24 protein-coding genes, 2 pseudogenes and 1 riboswitch are annotated in these 24,137 nt (G+C 39.5%); of the genes and pseudogenes, 6 read left to right on the top strand and 20 right to left on the bottom strand.

Going from position 1 to position 24,137, the window contains the following annotated elements; all coding sequences use genetic code 11:
- Window positions 1–83: 83 nt before the first annotated feature.
- The 6 genes from ACQKMR_RS07910 to sppA all read right to left on the bottom strand — a co-directional run bounded on the left by ACQKMR_RS07910 (window position 84) and on the right by sppA (window position 5,012).
- Window positions 84–1,070 carry a class I SAM-dependent methyltransferase gene (locus ACQKMR_RS07910; RefSeq protein WP_427696795.1) on the bottom strand — a complete coding sequence of 329 codons (987 nt, stop codon included), beginning with the start codon at window positions 1,068–1,070 and terminating at the stop codon, window positions 84–86.
- A 431-nt stretch (window positions 1,071–1,501) separates the two neighbouring features.
- Entirely contained in the window at window positions 1,502–2,002 is a 501-nt protein-coding gene (gene tpx / locus ACQKMR_RS07905; protein ID WP_053347295.1) for a thiol peroxidase, read from the bottom strand.
- A gap of 192 nt (window positions 2,003–2,194) precedes the next feature.
- Window positions 2,195–2,650, bottom strand: a complete 456-nt coding sequence (ytfJ, locus tag ACQKMR_RS07900) for a GerW family sporulation protein (RefSeq protein WP_427696794.1) — start codon at window positions 2,648–2,650, stop codon at window positions 2,195–2,197.
- A 15-nt stretch (window positions 2,651–2,665) separates the two neighbouring features.
- The gene (locus ACQKMR_RS07895) at window positions 2,666–3,358 is read right to left on the bottom strand and encodes a DUF2953 domain-containing protein (protein ID WP_427696793.1); all 693 of its coding nucleotides are present in this window, start codon (window positions 3,356–3,358) and stop codon (window positions 2,666–2,668) included.
- A 100-nt stretch (window positions 3,359–3,458) separates the two neighbouring features.
- Window positions 3,459–3,998, bottom strand: a complete 540-nt coding sequence (locus ACQKMR_RS07890) for an RDD family protein (RefSeq protein ID WP_427696792.1) — start codon at window positions 3,996–3,998, stop codon at window positions 3,459–3,461.
- Window positions 3,999–4,010: 12 nt separating this feature from the next.
- The gene (sppA, locus tag ACQKMR_RS07885) at window positions 4,011–5,012 is read right to left on the bottom strand and encodes a signal peptide peptidase SppA (RefSeq protein ID WP_427696791.1); all 1,002 of its coding nucleotides are present in this window, start codon (window positions 5,010–5,012) and stop codon (window positions 4,011–4,013) included.
- 204 nt (window positions 5,013–5,216) lie between these two features.
- On the opposite strand from sppA, the gene ACQKMR_RS07880 reads away from it, so the two are divergent.
- Window positions 5,217–6,017, top strand: a complete 801-nt coding sequence (locus ACQKMR_RS07880; RefSeq protein ID WP_427696790.1) for an NAD kinase — start codon at window positions 5,217–5,219, stop codon at window positions 6,015–6,017.
- Between the two features lie 29 nt (window positions 6,018–6,046).
- Here the strand turns inward: ACQKMR_RS07880 and ACQKMR_RS07875 are convergent, their stop codons facing one another.
- Genes ACQKMR_RS07875 through ACQKMR_RS07855 form a run of 5 tightly spaced genes read right to left on the bottom strand, consistent with a single transcriptional unit; the run spans window position 6,047 to window position 9,633 of the window.
- Window positions 6,047–6,817 carry a TatD family hydrolase gene (locus ACQKMR_RS07875; protein ID WP_427696789.1) on the bottom strand — a complete coding sequence of 257 codons (771 nt, stop codon included), beginning with the start codon at window positions 6,815–6,817 and terminating at the stop codon, window positions 6,047–6,049.
- 18 nt (window positions 6,818–6,835) lie between these two features.
- Window positions 6,836–7,579: an ABC transporter ATP-binding protein gene (locus ACQKMR_RS07870; protein WP_427696788.1), complete on the bottom strand. Its 744-nt coding sequence runs from the start codon at window positions 7,577–7,579 to the stop codon at window positions 6,836–6,838.
- Window positions 7,563–8,345: an ABC transporter permease gene (locus ACQKMR_RS07865; protein WP_427696787.1), complete on the bottom strand. Its 783-nt coding sequence runs from the start codon at window positions 8,343–8,345 to the stop codon at window positions 7,563–7,565. The genes ACQKMR_RS07870 and ACQKMR_RS07865 overlap by 17 nt, the downstream gene beginning before the upstream one ends.
- Window positions 8,342–8,626, bottom strand: a complete 285-nt coding sequence (locus ACQKMR_RS07860) for a thiamine-binding protein (protein WP_053347303.1) — start codon at window positions 8,624–8,626, stop codon at window positions 8,342–8,344. Before ACQKMR_RS07860 ends, ACQKMR_RS07865 begins: the two co-directional genes overlap by 4 nt.
- Before the next feature lie 11 nt (window positions 8,627–8,637).
- Window positions 8,638–9,633, bottom strand: coding sequence for an ABC transporter substrate-binding protein (locus ACQKMR_RS07855; RefSeq protein WP_427696811.1), 996 nt, complete (start codon window positions 9,631–9,633; stop codon window positions 8,638–8,640).
- 144 nt (window positions 9,634–9,777) lie between these two features.
- Window positions 9,778–9,887, bottom strand: a riboswitch (TPP riboswitch).
- A gap of 217 nt (window positions 9,888–10,104) precedes the next feature.
- Here ACQKMR_RS07855 and ACQKMR_RS07850 point away from each other — a divergent pair.
- Window positions 10,105–10,926: a protein-glutamine gamma-glutamyltransferase gene (locus tag ACQKMR_RS07850; RefSeq protein WP_427696786.1), complete on the top strand. Its 822-nt coding sequence runs from the start codon at window positions 10,105–10,107 to the stop codon at window positions 10,924–10,926.
- A gap of 157 nt (window positions 10,927–11,083) precedes the next feature.
- Here ACQKMR_RS07850 and rarD read toward each other — a convergent pair whose 3' ends face one another.
- From rarD to ACQKMR_RS07820, 6 genes are all read right to left on the bottom strand, one after another.
- Window positions 11,084–12,013 (bottom strand): EamA family transporter RarD, encoded by a 930-nt coding sequence (gene rarD / locus ACQKMR_RS07845; protein WP_427696785.1) that lies wholly within the window; start codon window positions 12,011–12,013, stop codon window positions 11,084–11,086.
- A gap of 79 nt (window positions 12,014–12,092) precedes the next feature.
- Window positions 12,093–13,694, bottom strand: coding sequence for an amidohydrolase (locus ACQKMR_RS07840; protein WP_427696784.1), 1,602 nt, complete (start codon window positions 13,692–13,694; stop codon window positions 12,093–12,095).
- 145 nt (window positions 13,695–13,839) lie between these two features.
- The gene (gene mbcS / locus ACQKMR_RS07835) at window positions 13,840–15,423 is read right to left on the bottom strand and encodes an acyl-CoA synthetase MbcS (protein ID WP_427696783.1); all 1,584 of its coding nucleotides are present in this window, start codon (window positions 15,421–15,423) and stop codon (window positions 13,840–13,842) included.
- 134 nt (window positions 15,424–15,557) lie between these two features.
- Complete coding sequence (locus ACQKMR_RS07830; RefSeq protein WP_053347308.1) at window positions 15,558–15,764, bottom strand: alpha/beta-type small acid-soluble spore protein; 207 nt, start codon at window positions 15,762–15,764, stop codon at window positions 15,558–15,560.
- Window positions 15,765–15,846: 82 nt separating this feature from the next.
- Window positions 15,847–17,058: a tRNA uracil 4-sulfurtransferase ThiI gene (gene thiI / locus ACQKMR_RS07825; RefSeq protein WP_427696782.1), complete on the bottom strand. Its 1,212-nt coding sequence runs from the start codon at window positions 17,056–17,058 to the stop codon at window positions 15,847–15,849.
- The gene (locus ACQKMR_RS07820) at window positions 17,055–18,203 is read right to left on the bottom strand and encodes a cysteine desulfurase family protein (protein ID WP_427696781.1); all 1,149 of its coding nucleotides are present in this window, start codon (window positions 18,201–18,203) and stop codon (window positions 17,055–17,057) included. Before ACQKMR_RS07820 ends, thiI begins: the two co-directional genes overlap by 4 nt.
- A gap of 653 nt (window positions 18,204–18,856) precedes the next feature.
- Here ACQKMR_RS07820 and ACQKMR_RS07815 point away from each other — a divergent pair.
- Window positions 18,857–19,090 (top strand): annotated as a pseudogene (locus ACQKMR_RS07815) (IS5/IS1182 family transposase); the annotation flags it as partial.
- Window positions 19,057–19,247, top strand: a pseudogene (locus ACQKMR_RS07810) (transposase); the annotation flags it as partial. The pseudogenes ACQKMR_RS07815 and ACQKMR_RS07810, both read left to right, overlap by 34 nt.
- 129 nt (window positions 19,248–19,376) lie before the next feature.
- On the opposite strand, the gene ezrA reads toward ACQKMR_RS07810, so the two are convergent.
- Window positions 19,377–21,071: a septation ring formation regulator EzrA gene (gene ezrA / locus ACQKMR_RS07805; RefSeq protein ID WP_427696780.1), complete on the bottom strand. Its 1,695-nt coding sequence runs from the start codon at window positions 21,069–21,071 to the stop codon at window positions 19,377–19,379.
- 167 nt (window positions 21,072–21,238) lie between these two features.
- Between ezrA and hisJ the strand changes: the two genes are divergently transcribed.
- Window positions 21,239–22,042, top strand: coding sequence for a histidinol-phosphatase HisJ (hisJ, locus tag ACQKMR_RS07800; protein ID WP_427696779.1), 804 nt, complete (start codon window positions 21,239–21,241; stop codon window positions 22,040–22,042).
- 1 nt (window position 22,043) lies between these two features.
- Here the strand turns inward: hisJ and refZ are convergent, their stop codons facing one another.
- Window positions 22,044–22,700, bottom strand: coding sequence for a forespore capture DNA-binding protein RefZ (gene refZ / locus ACQKMR_RS07795; protein ID WP_427696778.1), 657 nt, complete (start codon window positions 22,698–22,700; stop codon window positions 22,044–22,046).
- 153 nt (window positions 22,701–22,853) lie between these two features.
- Between refZ and ACQKMR_RS07790 the strand changes: the two genes are divergently transcribed.
- Window positions 22,854–23,333, top strand: coding sequence for a GAF domain-containing protein (locus ACQKMR_RS07790; RefSeq protein ID WP_427696777.1), 480 nt, complete (start codon window positions 22,854–22,856; stop codon window positions 23,331–23,333).
- A 126-nt stretch (window positions 23,334–23,459) separates the two neighbouring features.
- Here ACQKMR_RS07790 and ACQKMR_RS07785 read toward each other — a convergent pair whose 3' ends face one another.
- Window positions 23,460–23,729: a hypothetical protein gene (locus tag ACQKMR_RS07785; protein ID WP_427696776.1), complete on the bottom strand. Its 270-nt coding sequence runs from the start codon at window positions 23,727–23,729 to the stop codon at window positions 23,460–23,462.
- Between the last annotated feature and the right edge of the window lie 408 nt (window positions 23,730–24,137).

Here is a 24,137-nt window from a genome sequence, read left to right as displayed (position 1 = left end):
CAACCAATAAAAATTTAAAAATTTAAAATAATCACTTTTCCCAAAAAATAAAAGCCAATGCCTATGGCACCAGCTTTTATTATCTATTTTTCCTCTTTAAACCAATCATCCATCTGTTGCATGACAGACCTTGTCGCTTCGAAATCCGATAACTTCGGAAGTTGTACGAGCAGAGCCTTCTTCGGTGCTTCGATACCCTCATTTTTCTTTTGAAGAATAAGAATGCTTTTCGCAGCCGCTTCATTTTTAAACATGGAAAGCGGTAGCTGAACCATCCCTTGGGTATGTGTATGTTTTTTCAAATAATCATTGAGCTTAGACGCTTCTTCCGAGACAAATAAGTTATTCGGAACGATGAAGAATAAATATCCGCCATCCTTCACATGCTTAACACTTTGCTCGATAAATAAATGATGTGCATAAGAATGCCCGTTTTCAGCCTTCAACTCATATTCAGTTGCACGAACATCATTCGGGTAATAACCAATCGGCAAGTCACTGACCACAACATCTGAAGGATCAATGAAAAGCGGCTCCAAGCTGTCCTGATTGAAAAATTGCAGCGGGTGTTCTTGTAGATTAGCACCTGCATAAGCAAGCCTAATCAAGGTTTCATCAATCTCGACGCCATATGACGCAATGGTTTTGTCCGTAAGTTGGTTCAAAATCGCAAATAGTAAGTTACCCGTTCCGACGGCAGGATCGAGCATGACTAACTCTTTTTGATTTTTCGTAAATTTACCGACTAAATAGCTGACAAACATCCCAACTGCATCCGGCGTCATATGATGATTCGGCTGTACGCTCTGCTGCATACCTTTTAATATAGCTAGCTGGTACGCCTTGCGAATGGCTTCCTTTTCATATTTCTCCGGTGAAAAATCTGCATATTGCTTTGCTAACCTTTTCTTCGATACTTCACTAATTTCCTCTTGCAGTACTTTCCCTTGGAAGAAATTCTCTCCGGTTTCTCCTAATGCATCTAGATACGTACATGATAGTTCACTTTGCAATATTTGGGCTGTTTCATCAAATTCATAAAATAATTGTTCAACTGGGGTAGACTTCACTTATTAATTCCTCCTGTTTGCTTCTGTCCCTATTTTATAGGTAAGAAGAAAGAGATACAAGTCGTACGTCCTGCTTATCATTCTTCGTTTGTTTAACGTACTTGTTTTCCTTTTTGAAAGTCCGCATATAAGGAATCTCGCAAGCCATCCTTTTTAAAAAATTCCCAATCGTGAGTAAATATAAGGTAAATATGTTAATTTAATAGTGTTGATGACTAGGGAGTTGGTATTTTTTTAATGATAATAAAAAAGATTCTAAAGTGGGGATTTTATGTTTTTATTTTCCTATACGGCATACTTACTGTTCTATGGATTATCTTTGTGATTTCGCTTGGATGGTTAGAATTTAATAACCAATGAACTATTTCCTTCTTTTAAACTTTAAAACAAAAAACCGGGCACATTGCGCCCGGTTTCTAAGAATTTGTATCTTATTTTGCTGCTTTAGCTGCTTCGATTGCACCTTCGTAATTTGGATGAGTTGTACCCTCACTAACATATTCTACAAATGTGATTTCATCATTGCTGTTCACAACGAATACAGAGCGCGCCAATAGACGAAGTTCTTGCATAACGACACCGTAAGCTTCACCGAATGAAAGGTCGCGGTGATCGGAAAGTACTTGGACATTGTCCAATCCACTTGCAGCACACCAGCGTTTTTGTGCGAAAGGAAGATCGTTACTGATCGTCAGTACTTTCACATTATCCAATTTTGCCGCTTCTTCATTGAATTTACGTGTTTGTGCATCACATACACCTGTATCGACAGATGGAACTACACTGATAATGCGGACAGAACCTTTAGAGTCGCTTAATGTAACCGGTGATAAATCATTAGCCAATACGGTAAAATCAGGAGCTTTGTCCCCAACTTTTAGTTCTGGTCCGACTAAAGTGACCGGGTTGTTTTTAAATGTAACTGAAGCCATTAAAAATTCCTCCTTTTTCTGCTTTATGTACAAACCTAATAATATTTGTTTTACCGGAATTTTGCAATTAATTGAATTGGAAAATGTAAAATGTAAAAGTCCCTAGGTCGTTTAATTCTAAACGTTCAAAGCCCTTCGATGATTTAGTAAAATATCAGCAAAAAGAAAACTCGGCAGATGCCGAGTCTCTGGTTAGAAATCTAAATGCTGTTTAGGTTCTTGATTTTGCCTTGCAGATTGTTCTCTGCTGCCTTGCTTTTGATTTTTAGAAAGCATGGACTGAATCTTTTCGACTACCTGTGGCGCTAAATCCATCATTTTTTCAAGAAGATGCGTCCCTTCATCTAGATGAATCATTTTCACGCCATGTGAACCGACAATCAGAAATGCAATCGGTGTAATGGATACTCCACCACCGCTACCGCCTCCAAATGGCTGCTTGGAACCACCCTGCTGGTCTTGATGATTTCCGTCAATCACAAATTCGCTACCTCCAGCTGCAAACCCAAACCCAACTTTGGATACAGTTAATATGACACTACCATCTGGAGTTTCCACCGGATCTCCAATAATCGTATTCACATCGACCATTTCTTTTAGATTTTCCATTGCCTCTTTCATCAACCCTTGAATCGGATGATCTGACATCTAAATTCCTCCACTCTAAAACGATTGTTTGTTGGAATCACCTGACAGCTTCGCTAATTTCTTAGACTTAAACTTTGCTCTTCCGCCTTTCCAGTATCGAAGCAGTTTTATTCCAGTCACCATAGCTTGCCCGATTCTAAATTGTAATATGCAGGAAATCGACGTATTGGCCTGCTTCCGCTGAAAGTCTGGTGTAATTGAATAAGAGGGCATGATTTTAAAATTTAAATAGGTTGTTAATAAGCCAATGATAGAACCTTTAAGTGCCCAGCAACCTCCTGTTATAACCCCGGTGTGTGCGGCATTTTTAGTACCGACAATACTATGCCAGGCAAATTCTATAACTTGAACTTTACCTAAGAAATGACGGATGACCCGATGAAAATCTACTATATGTTGAAGCAATGTCTTCATGTCAGCCAATCCATCCTGTAAATTTTCCGGTGTCATTTTATTTATTTCTTCTTTTTTAGTTTCTTCTTTCATTCCTTTTTCTTTCTTAACTACCATCGATCCCAAGTCATCGTCCTTCTTGATGATCGGTACCTTGAAGGTATAATGAAAAAGTCCATACCAAGCCGATACTTTTATATGAATTAGGTCATTTTTATGAACACGCTTTAATTCAATGTGCACTCTTATTTTCGTAAATACAAGAAGAAGCAGCACCACAATGAGGATAGTCAAAATCAACAAAAGCCACTTCATACATCCACGCCCTTTCAGCCTATCATTATCGGCTTAGGCAAAAAAAAATAAACCTGCAAAAGCGAAAATTACGCTCCTACAGGTTCATTAATAAAACAAATTATCTTCTAACTAAAACAACACTTGTGTCTGCAAAGACATCATGCAAAGCCTGTTTCTTTGGTAAAAGGCCCACTAATACATAGCCAACCCACGTGACTTTTGAAATATAGCGGCCAATAAGTTCCCTGAACAATACTGTACCCCAAGAAATGGTTTTTGTCTCTTCCTTCAATGTAACGACTTTCAGTCCAAAAATCATCTTACCAAGGGTTTGGTTCAAGAATTTGGTCATCAAAACAAAGTATAAGAAGAATACGATCCCTGTTAAGAAGCCTTCTGCGGAAAACCAGAGATCATCCGTCCCTTCATAAAACTTGAAGATGGGATGAATCAAAATCCGATTCAAACTTCCGATAACCAACAGATCAGCTAAATAGGCCCAAAATCTCATCCAAAATCCAGCAAAATGCACTCTCTTGACTTCGCCATCATCCACGGCCTGCTTGGCTGGCGTAAATTCCTGCTGAACGGGAACCTCTTGATCTGCCATTGGATTGGATGAAGCGATTTGTTCATTGTTTTCATTTCGTTCCGTCATCCTTCAGCCCCCCTATTCCGCATACAAATACATTAAGCGTGGAGAATTTGAAGAGGAAAGGATTTTTGTCAAGACTGCCGTTTCCACATCATTTCCCAACATTTTTTGCGCTCCCATACTGAATAATGAACCGAAACCTGCCTCATCAGTATAACGGATAACTTGAGCATCTTTTTTACCGATATCCGTTTTCATCGCGGCAATTACATCATCCAAATGGCCGAAATCATCTATTAAATGGTTTTCTTTAGCCTGACGCCCATCATAAATGCGGCCATCAGCAATTTTGCGTACTTCATTCTCTGTCATACCGCGTCCGTCGGCAATGATTTTAACAAATTGATCATAAGAATTATCAATCATATCTTGGAGAATTTCGCGTTCATCTCCAGTCATTTCCCGAGTTGGACTCATAATATCTTTGTGTGGTCCGCTTTTGATGGTTTCGAACTCAACACCATACTTCTTGGCTAACTTCTCGTAATTATACCCCTGCATGATGACACCTAGTGAACCTGTCATCGTTTCTGGGCTAGCGTAAATTTTATCGGCTGGTGCAGAAATATAATATCCGCCGGAAGCCGCCATTGACCCCATAGAAACATAGACAGGTTTTTTCACTTTTTTAATATCAAGGATCTTGTCATAGATCTCTGCACTTTCGACGACACCGCCGCCAGGAGAATTCACCCTTAGTATGATTCCTTTGATATCATCATTTTCCTCTGCCATCTTTAGCTTATCCATGAAGGCACGGTGATTATATGTTGCTGAACTTAGTAATGAAGCTTCTCCTGTATCCTGAATCGTTCCGTCTACATCGAATACTGCAATAACATTAGAAAAATCATCGCCTTCTATGACTTCCTCGTAAAATGCACTTTCGGAAGCAAATAATCCATCAATGATATTTTCCGTATCCGCTGTAAATACAGTCGTAGCCGTCCCTACAAGAATAGAGACAAAAAATAAACCGGCTGCGATTCCAAGTGCTGCCCAACGCTTTCCATTCATCTGTGTTCCCCCTTAAATATATGTATCCTTCTTACCATACGAACTAAATACAAAAATGTTTCAATCCATGATAAACTAAGACATATAAAATTGTAGCAAATAATCCTCTAATTGGAAATGCGAAGATATACTTTGTAATTTCGGCTTTCTCATATATAGAAAAAAGAAAGCCCTTTCATCACTATACATACTAGGGGGATCATGATGAACACTCGAAAGAATATTTATTTTTTCCATGCTTCAAATGCAGAGATGCTGAACAAGGTCGAACGTCTAGCCGAGTTGGCAAAGCAACATTCATATGAAATCGTTCAAGACTCCACAAAAGCCAATATTATCGTAAGTATTGGTGATGACGGCACCTTTTTACAGGCAGTCCGCAAAACCGGATTCAGAGAAGATTGTTTATATGCTGGGGTTTCCACTACAGGTAATCTGAATTTGTATTGCGATTTCCACCTAGAAGATACAAACAAAATGGTTGATGCCATGACAAGAGAGCAAATCGAGGTGCGAAAATATCCAACTATTGATATTCAACTAGATGACCAACCTTCCTTTTATGCCCTCAACGAACTAAGTATCCGCACTTCTATCATCAAAACGTTCATCATGGATATTTTCATTGATCAAATCCATTTTGAAACCTTCCGCGGGGACGGAATCATTATAGCAACACCGACCGGTAGTACCGCCTATAATAAATCGGTCAATGGGGCCATTGTGGACCCACTTCTCCCATGCTTTCAGGTAAGCGAGCTAGCTTCAATCAATAACAATACCTATCGGACCTTGGGTTCTTCATTCATCCTAAGCAGCGATAAAACATTGACTGTTCACCTTGAACAAAACGGGCCAAGCTATCCAATCATCGGCTTGGACAATGAAGCCTTGAGCATTAGCTATGTCGAAAAAGTCAAGGTCCGATTAAGCGGTAAAGTCATCAAAACCGTTAAGCTGAAAGACAACTCCTTTTGGGAAAAAGTAAAACGGACCTTTTTATAAATTATCCAAATTATTCAAGATGCTGGTACCTATATATTATAAAAATCTTTCGTATTCCGATAAAGGGTTTCATACACAAACTCAATTGGTAAGTTTTTAATTGAAGCAATTTGACACGCGCTGTAATGCATCATGCCTGGATGCGTCCATTTTGCTTCAAAAATTTTTTCAAACAGCCATGGGCCATCTGTTTCAATCATCATCAGCTTAAGCGGATAAATCGAAACTAACTCCTGTATTTCTTCTTCGTAACAAACATCAGGTGTGATGGAAATGTGGTACCCGTTTTTTACCATTCTTTCTACTGTCTTGATATCACCTTTAAACCAATGAAAATGGACCTTTGTAATTTGATTTTTCTCTAATAGGTCACAAACAATAGGCGCATCATCATAAACCGCATGAAGAACGACTGGTTTTTCAAACTCTTTCGCAAAAGCAAGGAATCTCTCAAGTATCTCTATGTACTTTGACGTATCAATACTGGGATTTTCTTGCCTTAAGTAATATGGCAGCCCTACCTCACCTACTGCAAACATATTGTCCCTATGTTCCCGCATCCAATTCAATAAATCAGTCACTTCTTCTTCACTCGGGAGGGACTGCTCAGGATGAAAACCAAAGGCAGGCTTAATACGTGAATCTTTGATGGAAAGCTGATAATTTTTTATGGAAGAGGTCAAATTCATGGAAACAGTTAGCAAGGATTCCACATGTTCCTTTTCCATATCAGAGAGAATCTGCATCTGCTTACTTTCATCATACTTATCCAAATGGATATGGCTGTCGATGATTTTCATTTTATATCCCCTCCTGAATTAAGTAGTAAAAGTTGGCTTTAGTGCGGCATATAATTCTCTCTTCAATTTGAAAAATTCATCACTAAGAAGCTGTTCCTCACTTCTTGGCCTTGGAAATGGAACTACAATTTCTTTGATGACAGTTGCTGGTTTTGCTGATAACACATATATTCTATCGGAAAGAAATACCGCTTCATCAATGCTATGCGTAACAAAAAGCACCGACCTCCGATTTTCTTCCCAAACAGACATCAGCCATTTTTGCATTTGCAATCTTGTCAGTTCATCCAAGGCAGAAAAAGGTTCGTCAAGGCACATCAATTCCTGTGGGCTTAATATACTTCGAATAAACGCAGCTCTTTGCTTCATGCCGCCAGATAATTCGTGCGGATATGCTTTCTCGTACTCTTCTAATCCGGCTTTCATCAATAGAGCCTTTGCCATCTCTTTGTCTTTAACACCCGCAAGCTCGCTTCCAAGCAAAACATTTTCTAATACCGTTCTCCAAGGTAAAAGGGATGGCTGCTGAGGCATATAACTGATATGACCCTTTAAGCCATTTATTTTTTTACTGTCCAGTGAAATGATGCCTTGATGCGGCTTCAAAATGCCCCCGATTAAGTGGAACAATGTACTTTTACCGCTACCAGATGGCCCAAGGATTGTTACAAACTCTCCATCATCCACATGGAAATTTATATTCTCTAAAATATTCTGTTTACCATCGAAAGAAATAGAGACATCTTTAATTTGCAGCTTCATCCTTTTCACCCTCCTTTCTCTTCCATGAAACAAAGTATTTTTCAAGTAAGGTAATGATTCCAAAAAAGAGAAGGCTCAGTCCCATAATGATAAAAATGGCAACAAACACCCGATCTGTCCTAAATGAAGAGGATGCGAGCGTCATGTAAACACCTATCCCCGATTTAGCCCCAAGCCATTCCGAAATAACCGCGCCCATTACACTGTATGTGGCCGAAATTTTCAGGCCAGAGAAAATGAACGGAATCGAGTGAGGAAGTTCCAGCTTCCAAAAAAGTTGCATTTTCCCCGCTCCCATCATCTTGAAATAATGCTTAAGTTCATATGGAGTCTGGCGAAAACCGTCCAATGAAGCAACAGCAAGCGGAAAAAAACATACGAGAGAAATCACTATCAACTTAGGCAGCATACCAAAGCCAAACCAAATCACTAGAAGCGGTGCCAAAACGATGATAGGAATATTTTGTGATAGTATGAGAAGCGGATAAACAGCATCTTTCACACCAGGAAAAAGGTGTAAGAGAGCCGCAATTACTAAGCCAATACAGCTTCCAATAAAAAAACCCGATAATGCAAGGTTAGTAGTTGATATAAGGTGTCCAAAAAGGCTGTGAAACGACTCTATTCCTTCGATAAAAATGGCAGATGGAGCAGGGAGTAGCCATTTTTCAACCTTTAATAAGCCTGTTGCTAACTCCCATACTATTAGCAACAATAATAAAAGAAAGAAGGGAGCCCCCTTCTTCCAAATCTTTCTTCCGCTCATGGCCGATATTTCTCCGTTAACGTATCCATCGTGATCCCGCTAGGCTGATACAATATTTTCACTTGGGATATGACGTTCGGCGAACCTATTTCAATCATTCTCACATTCATTTTTTCTATAACCGCCAGAAGCTCCGAAAGCTCACCTTCCATTGTTGTTTCAAGAGGGTGCACCTCGTACTTGACACCTGATTCATCTATGATTTTAATCGCTTCATCGACTAAAGGGATGACATTTTCCCCTTTAGGAATAATTTGTATACTAATTAATGAGTTTGCCATTGTAGTTCCTCCTATTTTGGTAAAAATTCATTGGTAAATGCTTTCTCCGGATCGAAATCACCTTCAAGAAGATTATTTTCAGTCATCCACTCACTATAATTCTTCCAAATTTCAAGCTTTTGTTCACCCCATCGCGGAGCATCATCCTGATACTTAGATGCAAGCCACTTCTGGCTTTTCTTTACTAGCTTTGTATCTAGATCTGGTGCAGCCTTGATTAAAATGTCTGCTGCATCATCCGGATTCTTAATAGCGAACTGGTACCCTTTCGAAGCTGCCTCAACGAATGCTTTAACCGTATCGGGATCCTCTTTAATCATCTTTTCATTTGTGGTCAAAACAGGTGTATAGTAATCGAGCTTATCTGAGTAATCGGTTAAGTAAACCATATTCACCTTTTCATTTCGCAATTCAGCCTCAACGCCTGTCCACCCATAATAAATCCAAGCGAAATCAATATCTCTTTTCACTGAAGTGAAAAAATCCGAGTCGCCTGTATTTACTATTTCCACTTTATTTACATCCGCATTTTCTTTTTTCATGAGAGATTCGATGATGGCCTTTTCAACTGGAGACCCCCAGCCACCATACGTTTTCCCTTCAAAATCCTTAGGTGTTTTAATATTTTTAGCCACAGGAGAAGCGAATCCAGAGGTATTATGCTGGATGACAGCAGCTAGCGAAACAATCGGCACACCTTGCACGCGGGCCTGTGTAATGCCCTCCTGGTAGCTCACGCCAAATTCTGATTTCCCTGAAGCCACAAGCTTATCAGCTCCCGCTTCACCTGGCATGATAATTTCTACATCCAGGCCTTGTTCTTTAAAATACCCTTTTTCCTTCGCTACATACAATCCTGTATGGTTTGTATTAGGTGTCCAATCGAGTACAACCGAAACCTTTTTTAATTCTTTATTGTCTTCATTTTTAGCTGATTCTTCCTTTTCAGTAGTGCCACATCCAGCTAAAAGGAAGAACAAAGTTAACAGTGGTAAAAATTTATTCACTATTTTCACTATTTTTTCCTCCTACACTTTATATAAGATCCATATGCCGAAACTATATTGGGCGCCAGGCCACATCCAAATAACAGATAAAAAAAACAAAAAAACGCCCGAGGATGAATTCGGACGTTAACATACAAAACAGAAAGTCAGTCATAATATGTTCCCTCCGCTGGCATCATCCAGATCAGGTTCAAAGAGTCAGCATCTAAAGGACACAATCTCAGCCAGCAATACCGGCCCCCCTACATTTCTTGCACATATGAACTTTTCTCTCTCATTATATCAATTCATACAGAAAAGGGAATACTAATTTGCTTCTTCTAACGATTGGCCATTCTGATCATCCTCAGTAATAGGAATTAATTTGATCAGTATTGTTCAACAACTCATATAATAATTATTACACTGTAGCTAGTTCTTGACCTACTTGTATTAATCATTTAATTTTGTGACCAAGAGGTGGATATGATTATGATAAAAATTAATCAAAAATGGTTAGATGTCAGTCAAATCCAACCAGGTATATTATCTGAAAAAGCATTAGAAATTCTCCATTTAATGTGGAGATATCCTAATATTTTTGTATATAAGACAATGGAAGATCTTAAATTTGATCTAGAGATGAGGCTGCAAGTCATTCAAGCTGCCGTTTCGTTAGATAAGAGTAATCCTGAATTTACATCACTCGAGGATTCTGTATGCAATGAACAATATTGGCGACTTACAAAAGATGGGGCCTTCGAACTTAAGCAAAGGGTACCCCCTCATGTAGCACTTGAAGATATTTTCATAAACGGAAGTCTTTACGCTTTCGAATGCGCGACAGCGATAGTCATTGTTTTTTTAAAAGCTATTTTAGATTCGGCTGGTCCTAAGAATTTTGACCGTCTTTTTTCAGGCCTTACTCTTTATGACTGGCACTATCCGCAGAATCTGATTATTAGAATACATGAAGGGACAGATTATGTACCAGGCGACTGTGTTTACTTCAAAAACCCAGATTACGACCCTGCCACTCCAGAATGGCAAGGGGAAAATGCGATATTCCTTGAAGAAAACCTCTTTTATGGCCATGGGATTGGGATTACAGATCAACAAGGAATCATCAATGAATTAAATAGCAATAGAAAAGGGAATGCCAGCATATCAGCGTTCCTAACACAGCATATTATACGAATAAATAGTTCCCACTATAAACAATTCAAGCAAAATACCCTCCGTAATAACCCCGTATCTGAGTGCCTATCGAATATGATTGTTTCTGAAATAGGCTCGATAACTTATCTTTCGTAGCATTAACAGTTTCTCTTTAAAGAAAAATAGAATTTTCATATTGAAGATATAGATTTTGAATCTCCATTTAATAGCTTTTGAAACTCGACCTTCACTGATGAGTATCACTATAAAAAAAACGCTTGGGAGATGGATTTCCCCAAGCGTTTTTTTCTATTTATGCACCAAAATTTCTTTTTTCTTTAAACCTACGGGCCCCTGCCTTACCCCATTTTGTAATGGAAAGCGTATAAACCACTAAGGCAGACCAAATGAATAAAAAGGCTAAAAGATGTGCTTTTGTAAAACTTTCATGATAGACGAATACCCCGATTAACAAGGTTAAGGTTGGAGCAATATACTGAAAAATGCCAAGCATCGATAACGGTATCTTTTCTGCCCCTTTTGCAAAATATAATAGTGGTAGGGCTGTGACAACACCACCGCCAATTAACAGCAAGCTTGTGCTCCCTGAGGTTAAAAATTGTGATTCGGTTTGGTACATCAAATATATCAAGTAACCCAGAGCAAGAGGGGTTATCATCATCGTTTCGAGTGTCAGCCCGATTGCTGATTCGGCCTTGATCATTTTTTTTGCTAGACCATATAACCCAAATGTCATGGCTAAGGCTAGAGAGACCCATGGGATCGTACCGAAATGAATACCAAGTATCAATACACCGATTCCGGCGAGCAGGAACGACACAATCTGTGCCCCGCTCAATTTTTCCTTTAAGACTATTACTCCCAATAAAACACTGACTAGCGGATTGATATAATAGCCGAGGCTCGTGTCGAGAATTCGGCCTGAATTAACAGCCCAAATGAACACTCCCCAATTAGCTGTAACAAGCAGTGATGCCGTAAGCAATGCGGCGAATAATTTTGGGTTTCTCATTATGTTTTTGACATAATCCAGAAATGCATGCCATTTTTTCATAAACATCAATAAAACAAGCATGAAGACGAAAGACCATAACACCCGCTGAGCTAAAATCTCTATTGCACCAACTCCCTGAAGGAACTTCCAGTAAATTGGTACAACTCCCCACATTAAATAAGAAAGGGCGGCATATATCGCCCCTTCTTTTTGTTCATTTACTTTCATAACCTGCCTTCTTTCTAATTTCATTCCTTTATCGAAATCCTATTAATATTTTGCTTATCTATTCCATGTTTTGCAACTGTTATTTTTTATCATACATTATTCGGTCGTCAATGACCGTCATGACCGCTTCCACTTTCAGAAGCTCATCTGGATCTATAGCTAAGACATCCCGGTTAAACACGGTAAAATCGGCGTCGTACCCCTTTATGATCTGACCTCGCTGGTTTTCAAGACCAATCGCAGCCGCACTGCCTTTTGTATAAAGCGCGAAAGCGTCATAAACAGAAAGCCTTTCATCCATGCCGTACACTGTCCCATCATCACTGTTAATCTTTCGCCTTGTAACAGCTGCATGAATCCCCAAAATTGGATTTAATGGTTCAATCGGTGCATCTGACCCTCCCGCACAAATGATCCCCAGCTTCAAATACGTTTTCCAGGCATATGAGGATTCCAATAATTTTGCTGAAACCTTTTCTTCCACCCACGGAAAATCAGAAGGTACGAAACCTGGTTGAATATCAAAGATGACCGGTAGTTTTGCAGCCCGCTCCAAGAGTTCTGGACGAACAATCTGTGCATGTATGAGTCGGTCCCGAAGACCCTTTTTAGGTGGAAAAGCTTCAATCGCATTCAGGACATATTCAAATGCGAGATCACCAATGGCATGAACAGCAATCGGCATATCAGCCTGACGTGCTTTTTGCACTAATTCCTGCAGTTCCTTTTCAGTGAAAATAGCCACACCATTCGTATCCTTTTGATCTTCATAAGGCTCGCTCAACAGGGCCGTATGTCCTCCTAATGAGCCATCGGTAAATATCTTCATGCTATCGAATTTAATATATCGAGTCCCTTCTTGATACCGCCCACCGGATGCCAGCATCTCTTCAAATGCTTGGTGATGAACGAGTAAATTGGCCCGAAAGGTCATGTTTTGTCCCTCAATGACCGATTTAAACGCCTGATAAGTCGGAATGAAACCATTGTAGTAAAAGAGATCCTCTGTATGCCCACCGGTCAAACCAAGCTTATATGCGTCTTGTATGGCCTCTGTAAGCGCGTTTTCGATATAGTCCTGGTCTATGCCGGGAAGACGGTCTAACACGAGGTTCTGGGCCTGATTTTCTTTAAACAAACCATTTAGACGTCCATCCTGATAACGGCAAATCACTCCGCCTGACGGTTCTTCTATTTCTTCTGTAATCCCTGCTTCTAATAGGGCACGAGAATTAACGACCAGGGCATGACGGCATACGCGTTTTAATACGATTGGATGCTCTGTAGATATGGCATCTAGTTCATCTCGTAGGATCAATTCAGAACTAGGCCATTCATTTTCATTCCAGCCCTCAGCAACAATCCACTTTCCAGCTGGTGTTATTTCGCACTTTTTCTTTACGGAACTCATGATGGACTCCCGGCTATTCATCAAAGAAAGGTCTAAACGGAGCAATCGTTCACCATGCCCAACCAAATGAAGGTGACTATCTACTAACCCCGGCAGCATAGTTTGTCCTTTTAAGTCGATTTCCCTGGAAATATTGTCAGCATATTTTTCATTTATATATGCAAGTCTCCCAGTATCAACGATCACACCATTGTCAGTGAAGAGTGCCTCCACTCGATCTTTTTCTTTTATCATCGTATAAATCGACCCATTGAACCATAAAGTTCCCATCCCCGTTTTACACTCCTTATTAAATGTTTCGTATATATGCAGTAAGTGTACCATCTCATTTCATGAATTCCCATATTTTTGATTTTGAAAAATCCTCTGTTATTTAAAAAAACGCCAGCCGGAGGGCTGACGGTATGGCTTTAATTTAATTATTAAGAAGTGCCTCTTCTCTTTTCCTTAAATCTACTCGTTTGATTTTGCCCGAAGTCGTTTTAGGAAGTTCTTTTAAAAATTCAATCTTCCTAGGATATTTATATGGCGCTGTCAATTCTTTTACATGCTTTTGCAATGTCTTGATCAAGTCTGGGCTGTTAGGATCAATTTCATCTATTAACACGATGTACGCTTTAACCACATTTCCGCGTATTTCATCAGGACTGGCTATAACAGCACACTCTTTCACATATGGATGCTTAACGAGTGCATCTTCTACTTCAAATGGTCCAATGGTATATCCCGAGCTGATGATGATATCGTCAGAACGACCTTCAAACCAGAAATAGCCTTCTTCATCCATTTTCGCTTGATCGCCAGTTATATAGTAGTCACCACGGAACTGCTTTGCTGTTCGCTCTGGATCCTTAAAATATTCTTTAAAGAGAGCAGGTGTATTTACATGCACTGCAATATCCCCTACCACACCAGGAGGACAAGGCTTACCGGAATCATCAATGATTTCTACTTGGTTGCCCGGAGTTGGTTTGCCCATTGAGCCCAGTTTAATTTCCATGCCTTTTGTTACACCTACCAACAGTGTGTTCTCAGTTTGTCCATATCCGTCGCGGACTTCGATATGAAAATGATTTTTAAAAACTTCATACACTTTTTGGTTTAAAGGTTCCCCCGCTGATACAGCACTATGAAGGTCGGATAGATTATAGTCGTCAAGGTTATCAACTTTGGCCATCAAACGGTACTCTGTTGGTGTACAGCATAGCGCATTCACTTTATAGTCCTGCAACAACTGTAGATATTTTTTCGCTTCAAACTTCCCGTGATAAGCAAGGCCGGTTGCTCCTGTACCTAGAACAGCTAAAAACGGACTCCAAATCCATTTTTGCCACCCAGGTCCTGCCGTTGCCCAAACCACATCTCCATCACTAATGCCCAACCAGTTTGCTGCAGACGTTTTCAAATGGGCAAACGCCCATCCATGTGTGTGGACGACTCCTTTTGGATTTCCCGTTGTTCCGGAAGTATACGATAAGAATGCCATATCCTCACTCTTTGTAGCTGCCATAGGCAGCTGATCAGATTCCGCGTCAGCAAGCTCATTCAAATCAATCCAATTCTCCATTTGTTTTCCGATTGAGAATTTAAGAAGGCTTTCCGTTCCCTGTACTTCATCAAATTCATGAGTGTATTCATGATAACTAACAATTCCTTTTACATCACCGTGATTGATTCGAAACTCCAAATCCTTCGCACGGAGCATTTCAGAACATGGAATGACAATCATGCCGATTTTCAAAGCGGCTAAATACACTTGATAAGCTTCTACTAAACGTGGGATGATGATAAGGACGGTATCACCTTTCCCAAGCCCTTTTTTCTGGAAGGCATTTCCGATTTTATTTGCACTTTTTAATAAGTTCTCATATGTAAGTTGTTTTTTGTCTCCGGATTCACTTTCCCAAAGGACAGCAACTTTTTCTGGATTTTTTGCAAAATGTTCCATTTCACTCACTAAGTTGTAATGTTCCGGAGCTAATAAATCTTCACGTTTCATTTTCTTCCCCTCCAATTATGAACTCTTAGTACCTACTCATTATACAAGATACTTCTCTAATATATCTATGTATTTTTACAAATAAATAAAGAGAGCGGGTTAGGAACCCGCTCTCTGTAGCCATATTTATTAAATTATCGTTTGTATCCTCCGCCTAATTGTTGTTCAGCCATTTGAACAAGGCGTTTTGTGATTTCTCCACCAACTGAACCGTTAGCGCGAGATGTTGTGTCGGCACCAAGTTGTACGCCGAATTCTGTAGCAATTTCGTATTTCATTTGTTCTAGAGCTTGTTCTACTCCAGGTACCAATAATTCGTTTGAGCTGTTGTTGTTTGCCATGTGTTTTTCACCTCCTTGTGATTATAGAGTGTGTTAAAACACATGGCTTCATTCGTACTTATTTATTGGTAATTGTAGGATATTAAAATAAATCTTCCATTGCTTCTTTTTTATCGAATGTCTGCCCCGGTGTAACCGTCAATACTTCTGTGTCCGACACCGCTTTTGCAATTAACGATTCGAAGTCGACGAAGCTTTCATAGTAATTGACTTTTTCTCGTTTCGGTTTTGTTTTAGGACTTGCCGGGGTAAAGACCGTACAACAATCTTCGTATGGAAGATTGGAAATTTCAAAGGTATCGAGCTCTCTGGCAATTTTGATTATTTCCGTTTTATCCATAGTAATCAACGGACGTAGAATCGGTGTATTCGTCACCTCATTGATGGCATACATGCTGCTCATCGTCTGACTCGCTACCTGTCCAAGGCTTTCACCGGTGATCAGTGCCATTGCTTCTTCTTTTTCACGGATTTGATCGGCTACTCGCATCATTAAACGGCGAGTTGTCGTCATAGAGTAGTTCTCCGGAATCTGTTTTTGAATTAACAGCTGAATTTCCGTAAACGGAACGATATGCACTTTCATGCTGCCATTTATTTCAGCAAGCTTGCCGGCCAAGTCAATTACCTTTTGACGTGAACGCTCACTTGTGAAAGGAGGGCTGTAAAAATGAATAGCTTCTACATCCAATCCACGTTTCATGGATAGGAATCCAGCAACAGGGCTATCAATCCCTCCTGAAAGCATCAACATTGCCTTGCCGCTTGAACCAAATGGAAGCCCACCAGCTCCCTGAATGATCTCACCCGTTAAATACACTGCTTCACGTCTTACTTCAACTAGCAAATTCAAATCCGGATTTTTTACATCCACCTTTAAATCTTCTGTATTGCGAAGCAGATGACCGCCAAGTGCCCGGTTAATTTCATCGGTTTTGTATGGAAAGTCTTTATCTGCTCGTTTTGTCGTTATTTTAAACGTGCCCACTTCTTCTAGAGTATGATTAAGATAATATAACGCAGCCGTTTTCATCACTTCTAAATCACGTTCGATTTTAATCGCAGGACTTAAAGACTGGATGCCAAAAATTCCTTTTAATCGTTCAATGACAGGCTTATGGTCGACCCCGTTTAAGAGCACATACATCCGTTCCCGATTGGCTGTAAGCACAACGCCCTCGATATCCTTTAAACTCCACCGGATATGCGCCTTCATCTTGTCCACAAAGCCTTTACGGTTTCTTTTTTTCGTAGAGATTTCGCCATAGCGAATAATTATATGATCAAATTTCATTTTGCAACCCTCATTATTTTTTCTAAATTAGCGACTATTTTCTGTATCGCCGCCAGAACTTTTTCTGCTTCTTCCATTTCATTGCTATAGGAAGTACTGATTCGGATAACACTTTCAGAACGAGCTTGATTATGGAACATTGCATCTACCGTTTTGCTCACCGTTCTCTTTTTCGAAGAGCAGGCACTAGTCGTCGAAACATATATCCCATCCGCTTCAAGAGCATGAATCAATACTTCTGATTTGAGTCCCGGAACGGAAAAATTCAAAATATGGGGTGTTCCCTCTTCAGGACTGTTAACTAGTACTCCATCCATCTCTTGCAAACCTTTATATAAATATTTTTTGATTTGCTGTAGCTTATCATGATACAGCAACTGGTTGTTCATACTAATACGGAAAGCTTTTGAAAGGGCGACGATGCCCGCGACATTTTCGGTGCCGCTCCTGATTTTCGTCTCTTGATTGCCACCGTGAAATAGCGGATCGATCCGGACTCCATCACGAATGTAAAGGATACCTGTTCCTTTTAAGCCGTGAACTTTGTGACCGGATATGGTACATAAATCCACATTCGCATCACACAGTGAAAGAGAAATCTTTCCAGCACCCTGAACGTTATCAACATGAAAGAGTACCTGTGGATATTCTCTCAACAATTTCCCAATTTCAATAATTGGTTGTATCGAGCCCACTTCATTATTAACATGCATAACAGATACTAAAATGGTATCTTCTCTTAAAGCTTGTTTGAGATCTGCTAATGCTATTTGACCATATTCATTTACAGGCAGATAAGTAATTTCATATCCCTGTTTCGATAATGAATGGCATGCATCTTCTACAGAAGGATGTTCAATTGCTGTCGTGATAATATGTTTCCCTCGGTTAGCATGTGCGAAAGCGGCTCCTTTAATCGCCAGGTTGTTTCCTTCTGTACCCCCGGAAGTAAAATAAATTTCCGAGCTTTTCACCTTTAATAATTCAGCAATCTGCTTTCTTGCAGCAGAAAGCAATTTTTCTGACTGTACCCCAAGCCCGTGAAGCGATGAGGGGTTGCCAAAATAGTCAGTAGAAACCTTTATGAAAGATTCAATCACTTCTGAATATGGTTTTGTTGTTGCACTATTATCAAAATAAATCATGGGTTCACCTTCCATGTTTTTGTATCTATGATGGTCAATCTTTTATATGTCGTTTCAAATGTTGTTGTTGCGACTTCTAATATTAACATAATTGAAATTGAAAGAGAATGTAAAACGCTGGTCAAACACCCTTAAATACATGAAAGAGAAGTTGTATGAATATTGTCTTTATAGACATTAATTGAATTCCCTACAATCAAATAGTGTAAAATGAAATGCTATATAAAACTCATTCTGCAAGAAATCTAACACGTTTCATGGTTTTTTTAATCAATATTTTGGAAACGGAATATGAAGTGAAGGCTATCTTAACTTTATGTGTTTCTACCATTTTAATAAAACAATAAAACACAAATAACTCGCCATAGCGGGTTTCAGACTGTAGACAAACTCGATGAAAATCGAGTTTTCCTACAGTTTTTTTATGGCTTGTACAATTTGAACGTTGATTGGAACGTGGGGCACTCGCTTTCCGCGGGCGGTCCGGGAGCCTCCTCGGCTGCGCCTGCGGGGTCTCCCCTAGACGCGCTTTTCCCGCAGGAGTCTCGCACCTTCCGCTCCAATCAAATTTGTTATAAAATTTAGATAGAACCTCTTTTGCCTACAGTCTTTTTTGTTTTAAAATGGAAGTATTAAAACTTGAGGTGATGAAGATGCTTTCTAAACATGATTCTATTCAGCGAGATCAGCTTGAAATGATTACTTTATATCAACTGGTGCCAGCGAACCATTTGGTTCGAAAAATTGAGGCCGCCATTGACTTCTCATTCATATATGACTTGGTGAAAGATATGTATTCAGAGGTAGGACGCCCAAGTATTGATCCAGTTATTTTAGTTAAGCTGACATTCATTCAATATACCTTGCGAAGCGTAAAGAAACGATTGAGCGTGTTTTCGCAGATGAAAAAGAAAAGCATGGCATGCGTTGGACTACTTTAAGGGGACTTAAAAAATTGTCGATGCAGGCGATGCTCACTTTCGCTCTGCCATGAATTTAAAGAAGATGGCCAATTGGACATGGCAAGGTCCAAAAATGGCCTAACATAGTGGTCTCGTAGAGACCCAATTCCTTAATATTGAGCAAAATCCAAAGGAAATTTCAAAAGAGGTTCGGAATGTTTTAATTCCGAACCCCTTTTGTCTACAAACTGAAACCCGCTATAGCGGGTTTTCAGGATAGAACTTTTTCTATATTTTCCCCAATTTTTCGTAAGCTGCCTGGATCGACCTTTTCAATAGCCTCGGCTGCGGTTTCCAATGCAGCTTGATACTCATAGCTGCGGAATTTCGCTTCTGCTTCTCTTAAGCTATCGGCAACGGTATCGTGGCTGCTGCGGTAGCGATTTCCGAATTGAATCACTTTTTCCGCTAAATACATATGCTCGATCAGCTCTTGTGCCTTTTCGTAGACCTTATTAACCTGTTCGACTGCTTTTTCTAAAAAGATAAAAACAGCTGCCATATCAAGCGGCTTTTCTTCAAGTTTGTTTTGAACGTCATCTATGCTTTCTTTTGCATCATGAAGCACCACTTTATACTCTTCAGGCAGACCAGGGATATTGCTTTTTGCAATTAAACGGCTTGTATCAACCATTTTGCGTTTCAGCTCTGCCAGTGAATCACGCGCATCCATTTCATCTTTTCTTAAAGCTTGTAATTTAACTGTAAATTCTTTCTGGTATTCCTGCAATTCGTTCAACTGTGCTGCTAGCCCTTGCATCTCTTCGCTGATAAGCGAGCTCGCCATCACATTGTCCTTCATTTTCAAGACAAGCAATTGATGGCGTTTCGAAATTTGCACAATTTGCTTTTCCATTTTCCGTTGTGCTTCCAACTCATTTTCAGTTAGATGATAGGTGTGTTGAACATGTATAGTCTCAACTTTGAGTTTATCGTTTTCATATTCAAGGTCACTTATCGTTTTCCTGAGGATTTCATCATTTTTCAAGACATACTGCTTGGAAAGCACTTCCTTCTCCAGGAGGTCATAAAGCACATCAATGCTTTCGCGCATCTCTTTAATCCCTTTATCAACAGCTTCAGTTTCGGCATTTTCCAATTGTGTTTTATATAGATCCAGTTCTTCCTCAAGCCGTGAAATCTCCTGTTCGAATTGGATATGACTTAACAGATAACCCTGTCCGGACATTTCCTCATATCCTTCTTTTAATTCATGAAGTTGAGAATGCAGCTCGGATTGACTATCAACCAATAATTTTGGAAGCATCTCCATTTTAGCAGTTAAGACCGCAAGCTTTCCTTTTATGGAAAGAACAAGCTCCCTCGCGTTCAAATAATTCCCATTTTCAGTTTCTGCTTCATACTTTTGAAGGATCTGCAATACTTCATCCAAAGAGGCCTCTAGCTTATCCGCAGCTTTCCCATAATTATGTCGGTGTGCAAGCAATGATTTCTTCAATTGACGATAAGATTCTTTTATATCCTCAATTTCTAATCTATTCTTTTCCTCACTGCCTACAAGTTCATTTAATTCGTACAGAATTTTTTTAATCATTTCTTCAATTTCATTCAGCTTGACTGTAATTTTCCGCTGTACCTCTTTTGAACGGCTGAAACGGTATTTATCGACAAACTCCTCGGCTTCGAATAAAAGCTCCTCGACTTCCGGCATATAATCCGTGATGATAGCGTCCCATTCAATGCGCCAGTTTTCAAACATTTCCTCTGTTTCACCAGTCATGTTCAATTGTTTGACTTTAGAAAGCTCTTCTAGCACGGGGCGGTGCATGATGCTTATTTTCCAGGATTCCAGACGATCAATATCTTTAAAAAATCTCTTTTTGAAAAAATAACCCCAAATAATAAAAATTAAAATTAATACAATTATCCCAAGTATGTAATCCATGGTAAGCCCCCTGTTCTAATCCTTACAGCCTCGCTCTTTTATATATCAATTTTAAAAATGTTAAATTTAATGCTTTTATGATACCATGTTAGCAATAATTTTTGATGAGAAAAAGATTTTTTTGTGGAAAATTGCTACAAAATACCGGTTTTTTGGAGGGAATGGCCATGAAAGCTGACAGACATGTACATACTCCGTTTTGCCCACACGGTTCTACGGACAAATTCGATGAATATATTACGCGGGGAATTGAGCTAGAATTAAAGGAAATCACCTTTACAGAACATGCTCCTTTGCCAAGAAATTTTCAAGATCCTACACCTGCAAAAGACAGCGGTATGGAAGCTGCCATCCTCCTAGATTACTTTCAAGAACTCCGCGTCCTGAAAGAACACTATAAAGACAAAATCCTGATCAAAATAGGTCTAGAGGTTGACTTTATAGAAGGTTATGAAACTGAAACAAAAGAATTCCTCAATGAAGTGGGCGAATTCCTTGATGACAGCATTCTTTCCGTCCACTTCATAAAGCAGGAAAGCAGCTGGCATTGCATTGATTTCAGTGATGATACGTTTGGTGAGATTGCCAATAAACTAGGTTCTATCGAAGCGGTTTATGCCAAATATTACGATACCTTAGAGAAATCAATCACCGCTGATTTAGGCATTTATAAGCCAAAAAGGATAGGACATATTACACTTGTTCATAAATTCCAGCACCGATATCCACCTGCAAAAAGCTTTGACGACCGTGTTTACAGGGTATTGGATATGATCAATGAACAACAATATGCAATAGATTATAATGGAGCAGGGTTCGTAAAGCCGCTATGCCGTGAGCCCTATCCTCCTGAACGGTTTGCAAAACGTGCCATAGACCTTGGCATCCCGCTTATATATGGTTCCGATGCCCACCAGGCTAAAGATTTAGGCCAGGGATATGAATCGTTGATTTCAGAATTCAAAGGGTAAATCACGTAAACACTTCAGGCCGTCCCGCAAGCAGGGGCTGGAGGTCTTCGGCAATAAATAATGTATCCTGCAGGAAACGGCCGACTTCCTCAACATATAAATTTGTGTAATAGGCTTCCTGTGGGAACACATGAAGGACCTCCATTGCATAATGAGTATGCAGGACCGGAGCCGATAGCAGGCCCTTTAGTTGCAGCATATACAAGGGGATAGAGACCGACTGAAAACTTCTGCTTTTAATGCCTTGTTCCAAAACATATTGAAAATAAGACTTTTCCTTTGTAAAATAAGTCGAATGAATTTCCCGGTTTAAATTTGAATCGAGTGAAGATTCTCCATATATAAATCTAGCTGCCAGGAAGTTTTCTCTTTGAAATGTAAGAATATCCTTTACCAAATTCATCAAGCAATGCTTCGGACCTTTATGATCCAGCAGTGTCATGTTCGTCTCAAGTACGATAATATAATCTTCTAAATAGGAAGTGAAACAGAATTCTAGCAAACCCTGCTTATTTTTAAAATAGTAAGCAATATTAGCAGCATTCACTTTCGCTTTATTCGCAATATCCCGAATGGATGTCGCATGATAGCCTTTTAAATGAAATAAATGTAAAGCAGCTTCCACAATAGCTTGTTTCGTTGGCGTCTGGCGATTCATTAGGCAATCCCTCGCTTTCTTTGAGACAAGTCTTGTGGACTATTTCTGCATTGAAGAGCTTGAATCCTTTAGTAAGTTCTCGACAATTTCTCTTCAATCAAGCGGCTTAACTATAAAGTACTGTAAAAATATGAGGAAGACAGGTGAACCCTTTTGTTTAATGTCGAAATGTATCAAGGAAAAAAAGAAAAAAACTATGAACTTGTCCAAAAACAGCTCTTTGCCTTAATTGAGGATGAAACAAACCAGATAGCCAATTTCAGTAATGCCGCTGCCTTACTGAATCAATTTCTCATTGAGATTAACTGGGTCGGCTTCTATTTACTTGAAGAAGACCAATTGGTACTAGGACCCTTCCAAGGCCTTCCAGCCTGTGTCCGCATTCCAATGGGCAAAGGCGTATGCGGGACCTCAGCGGCCACAAAAAAAACCTTGCGCGTCGATGATGTCCATCAGTTCCCAGGACATATTGCCTGCGATGCTGCATCGCGGTCTGAAATTGTCATACCCCTAATGAAGGATGGCAAACTGATTGGCGTGCTTGATATTGACAGCCCAATTACGAACCGATTTGACGAAGTGGATCAGCAAGGACTCGAGAAATTCGCGGACATCCTATCCAAGCGATTATAGAGTAAAAAGGGAGCGACAATCCATGCCGCTCCCTTTTATTGTTACAGAACTCCATGTACATGAACTTTTTTTTCCCTGAATTCTTCGCAATATATAACGCCTCATCGGCCCTTTCAACTACCTCTTTCATGTTATCAATATCGTTTCTATGTACTCTTGTACAGGAACCTGCATGTTATATTCGTGTAAACATCCGGTAGAGATTTCTTTATTAAATTGCTGTTTCCACTCGTCAAATTTAAAGAACATTACCTCTTCCAAACCTAGCAGGGCTTTCGTCTCAAATAAAAAAGTCTCCAAGCACGTTTCGTAATGGAGGTCACCTTGCATATTCTGCATGTGTTGAAAGAAAAGGACTCTTAATTCATTAATCAACCGAGCTGTTTTAATCTTCATCTCTATCATCTCTATATTACAGCCTATTTTTTCAAAAATCTTTTAAGGTTTCATAATACTCCAACTATAAAACAAAGCAAAAAACTAGATTCAAACGAAACTTATCGAAATAGTTTCCACTGAAAGAATTTTCACTTATTATAACGCTCCCATCGGAAAAACTCTCACAAAAATAGTGTTTTTATAACTGATTGTAATTTTATTCCTTGGATTAACTTTAAACTACCTTTAATGAAAAGCTAACTGTCCTTGACTCATTGAGCAGAATATTATACAATACTCCTTGTGTAAAATATTGCAGCCTATGTGACAGCTTTTATGTTCTCATTTTGTTCCTCAATACAGAGGTGTATCTCGTAACTCTCTGCTGCTAGGGCGAAGGTACATGAAAACAAAATGGTCATAACC

The sequence above is a fragment of the Peribacillus sp. NPDC096540 genome (assembly GCF_050278525.1).
GTDB lineage: Bacteria > Bacillota > Bacilli > Bacillales > DSM-1321 > Peribacillus.
Note: the sequence above shows the minus strand (reverse complement) of the source record. Positions and strands in the feature narration are given on the sequence as shown.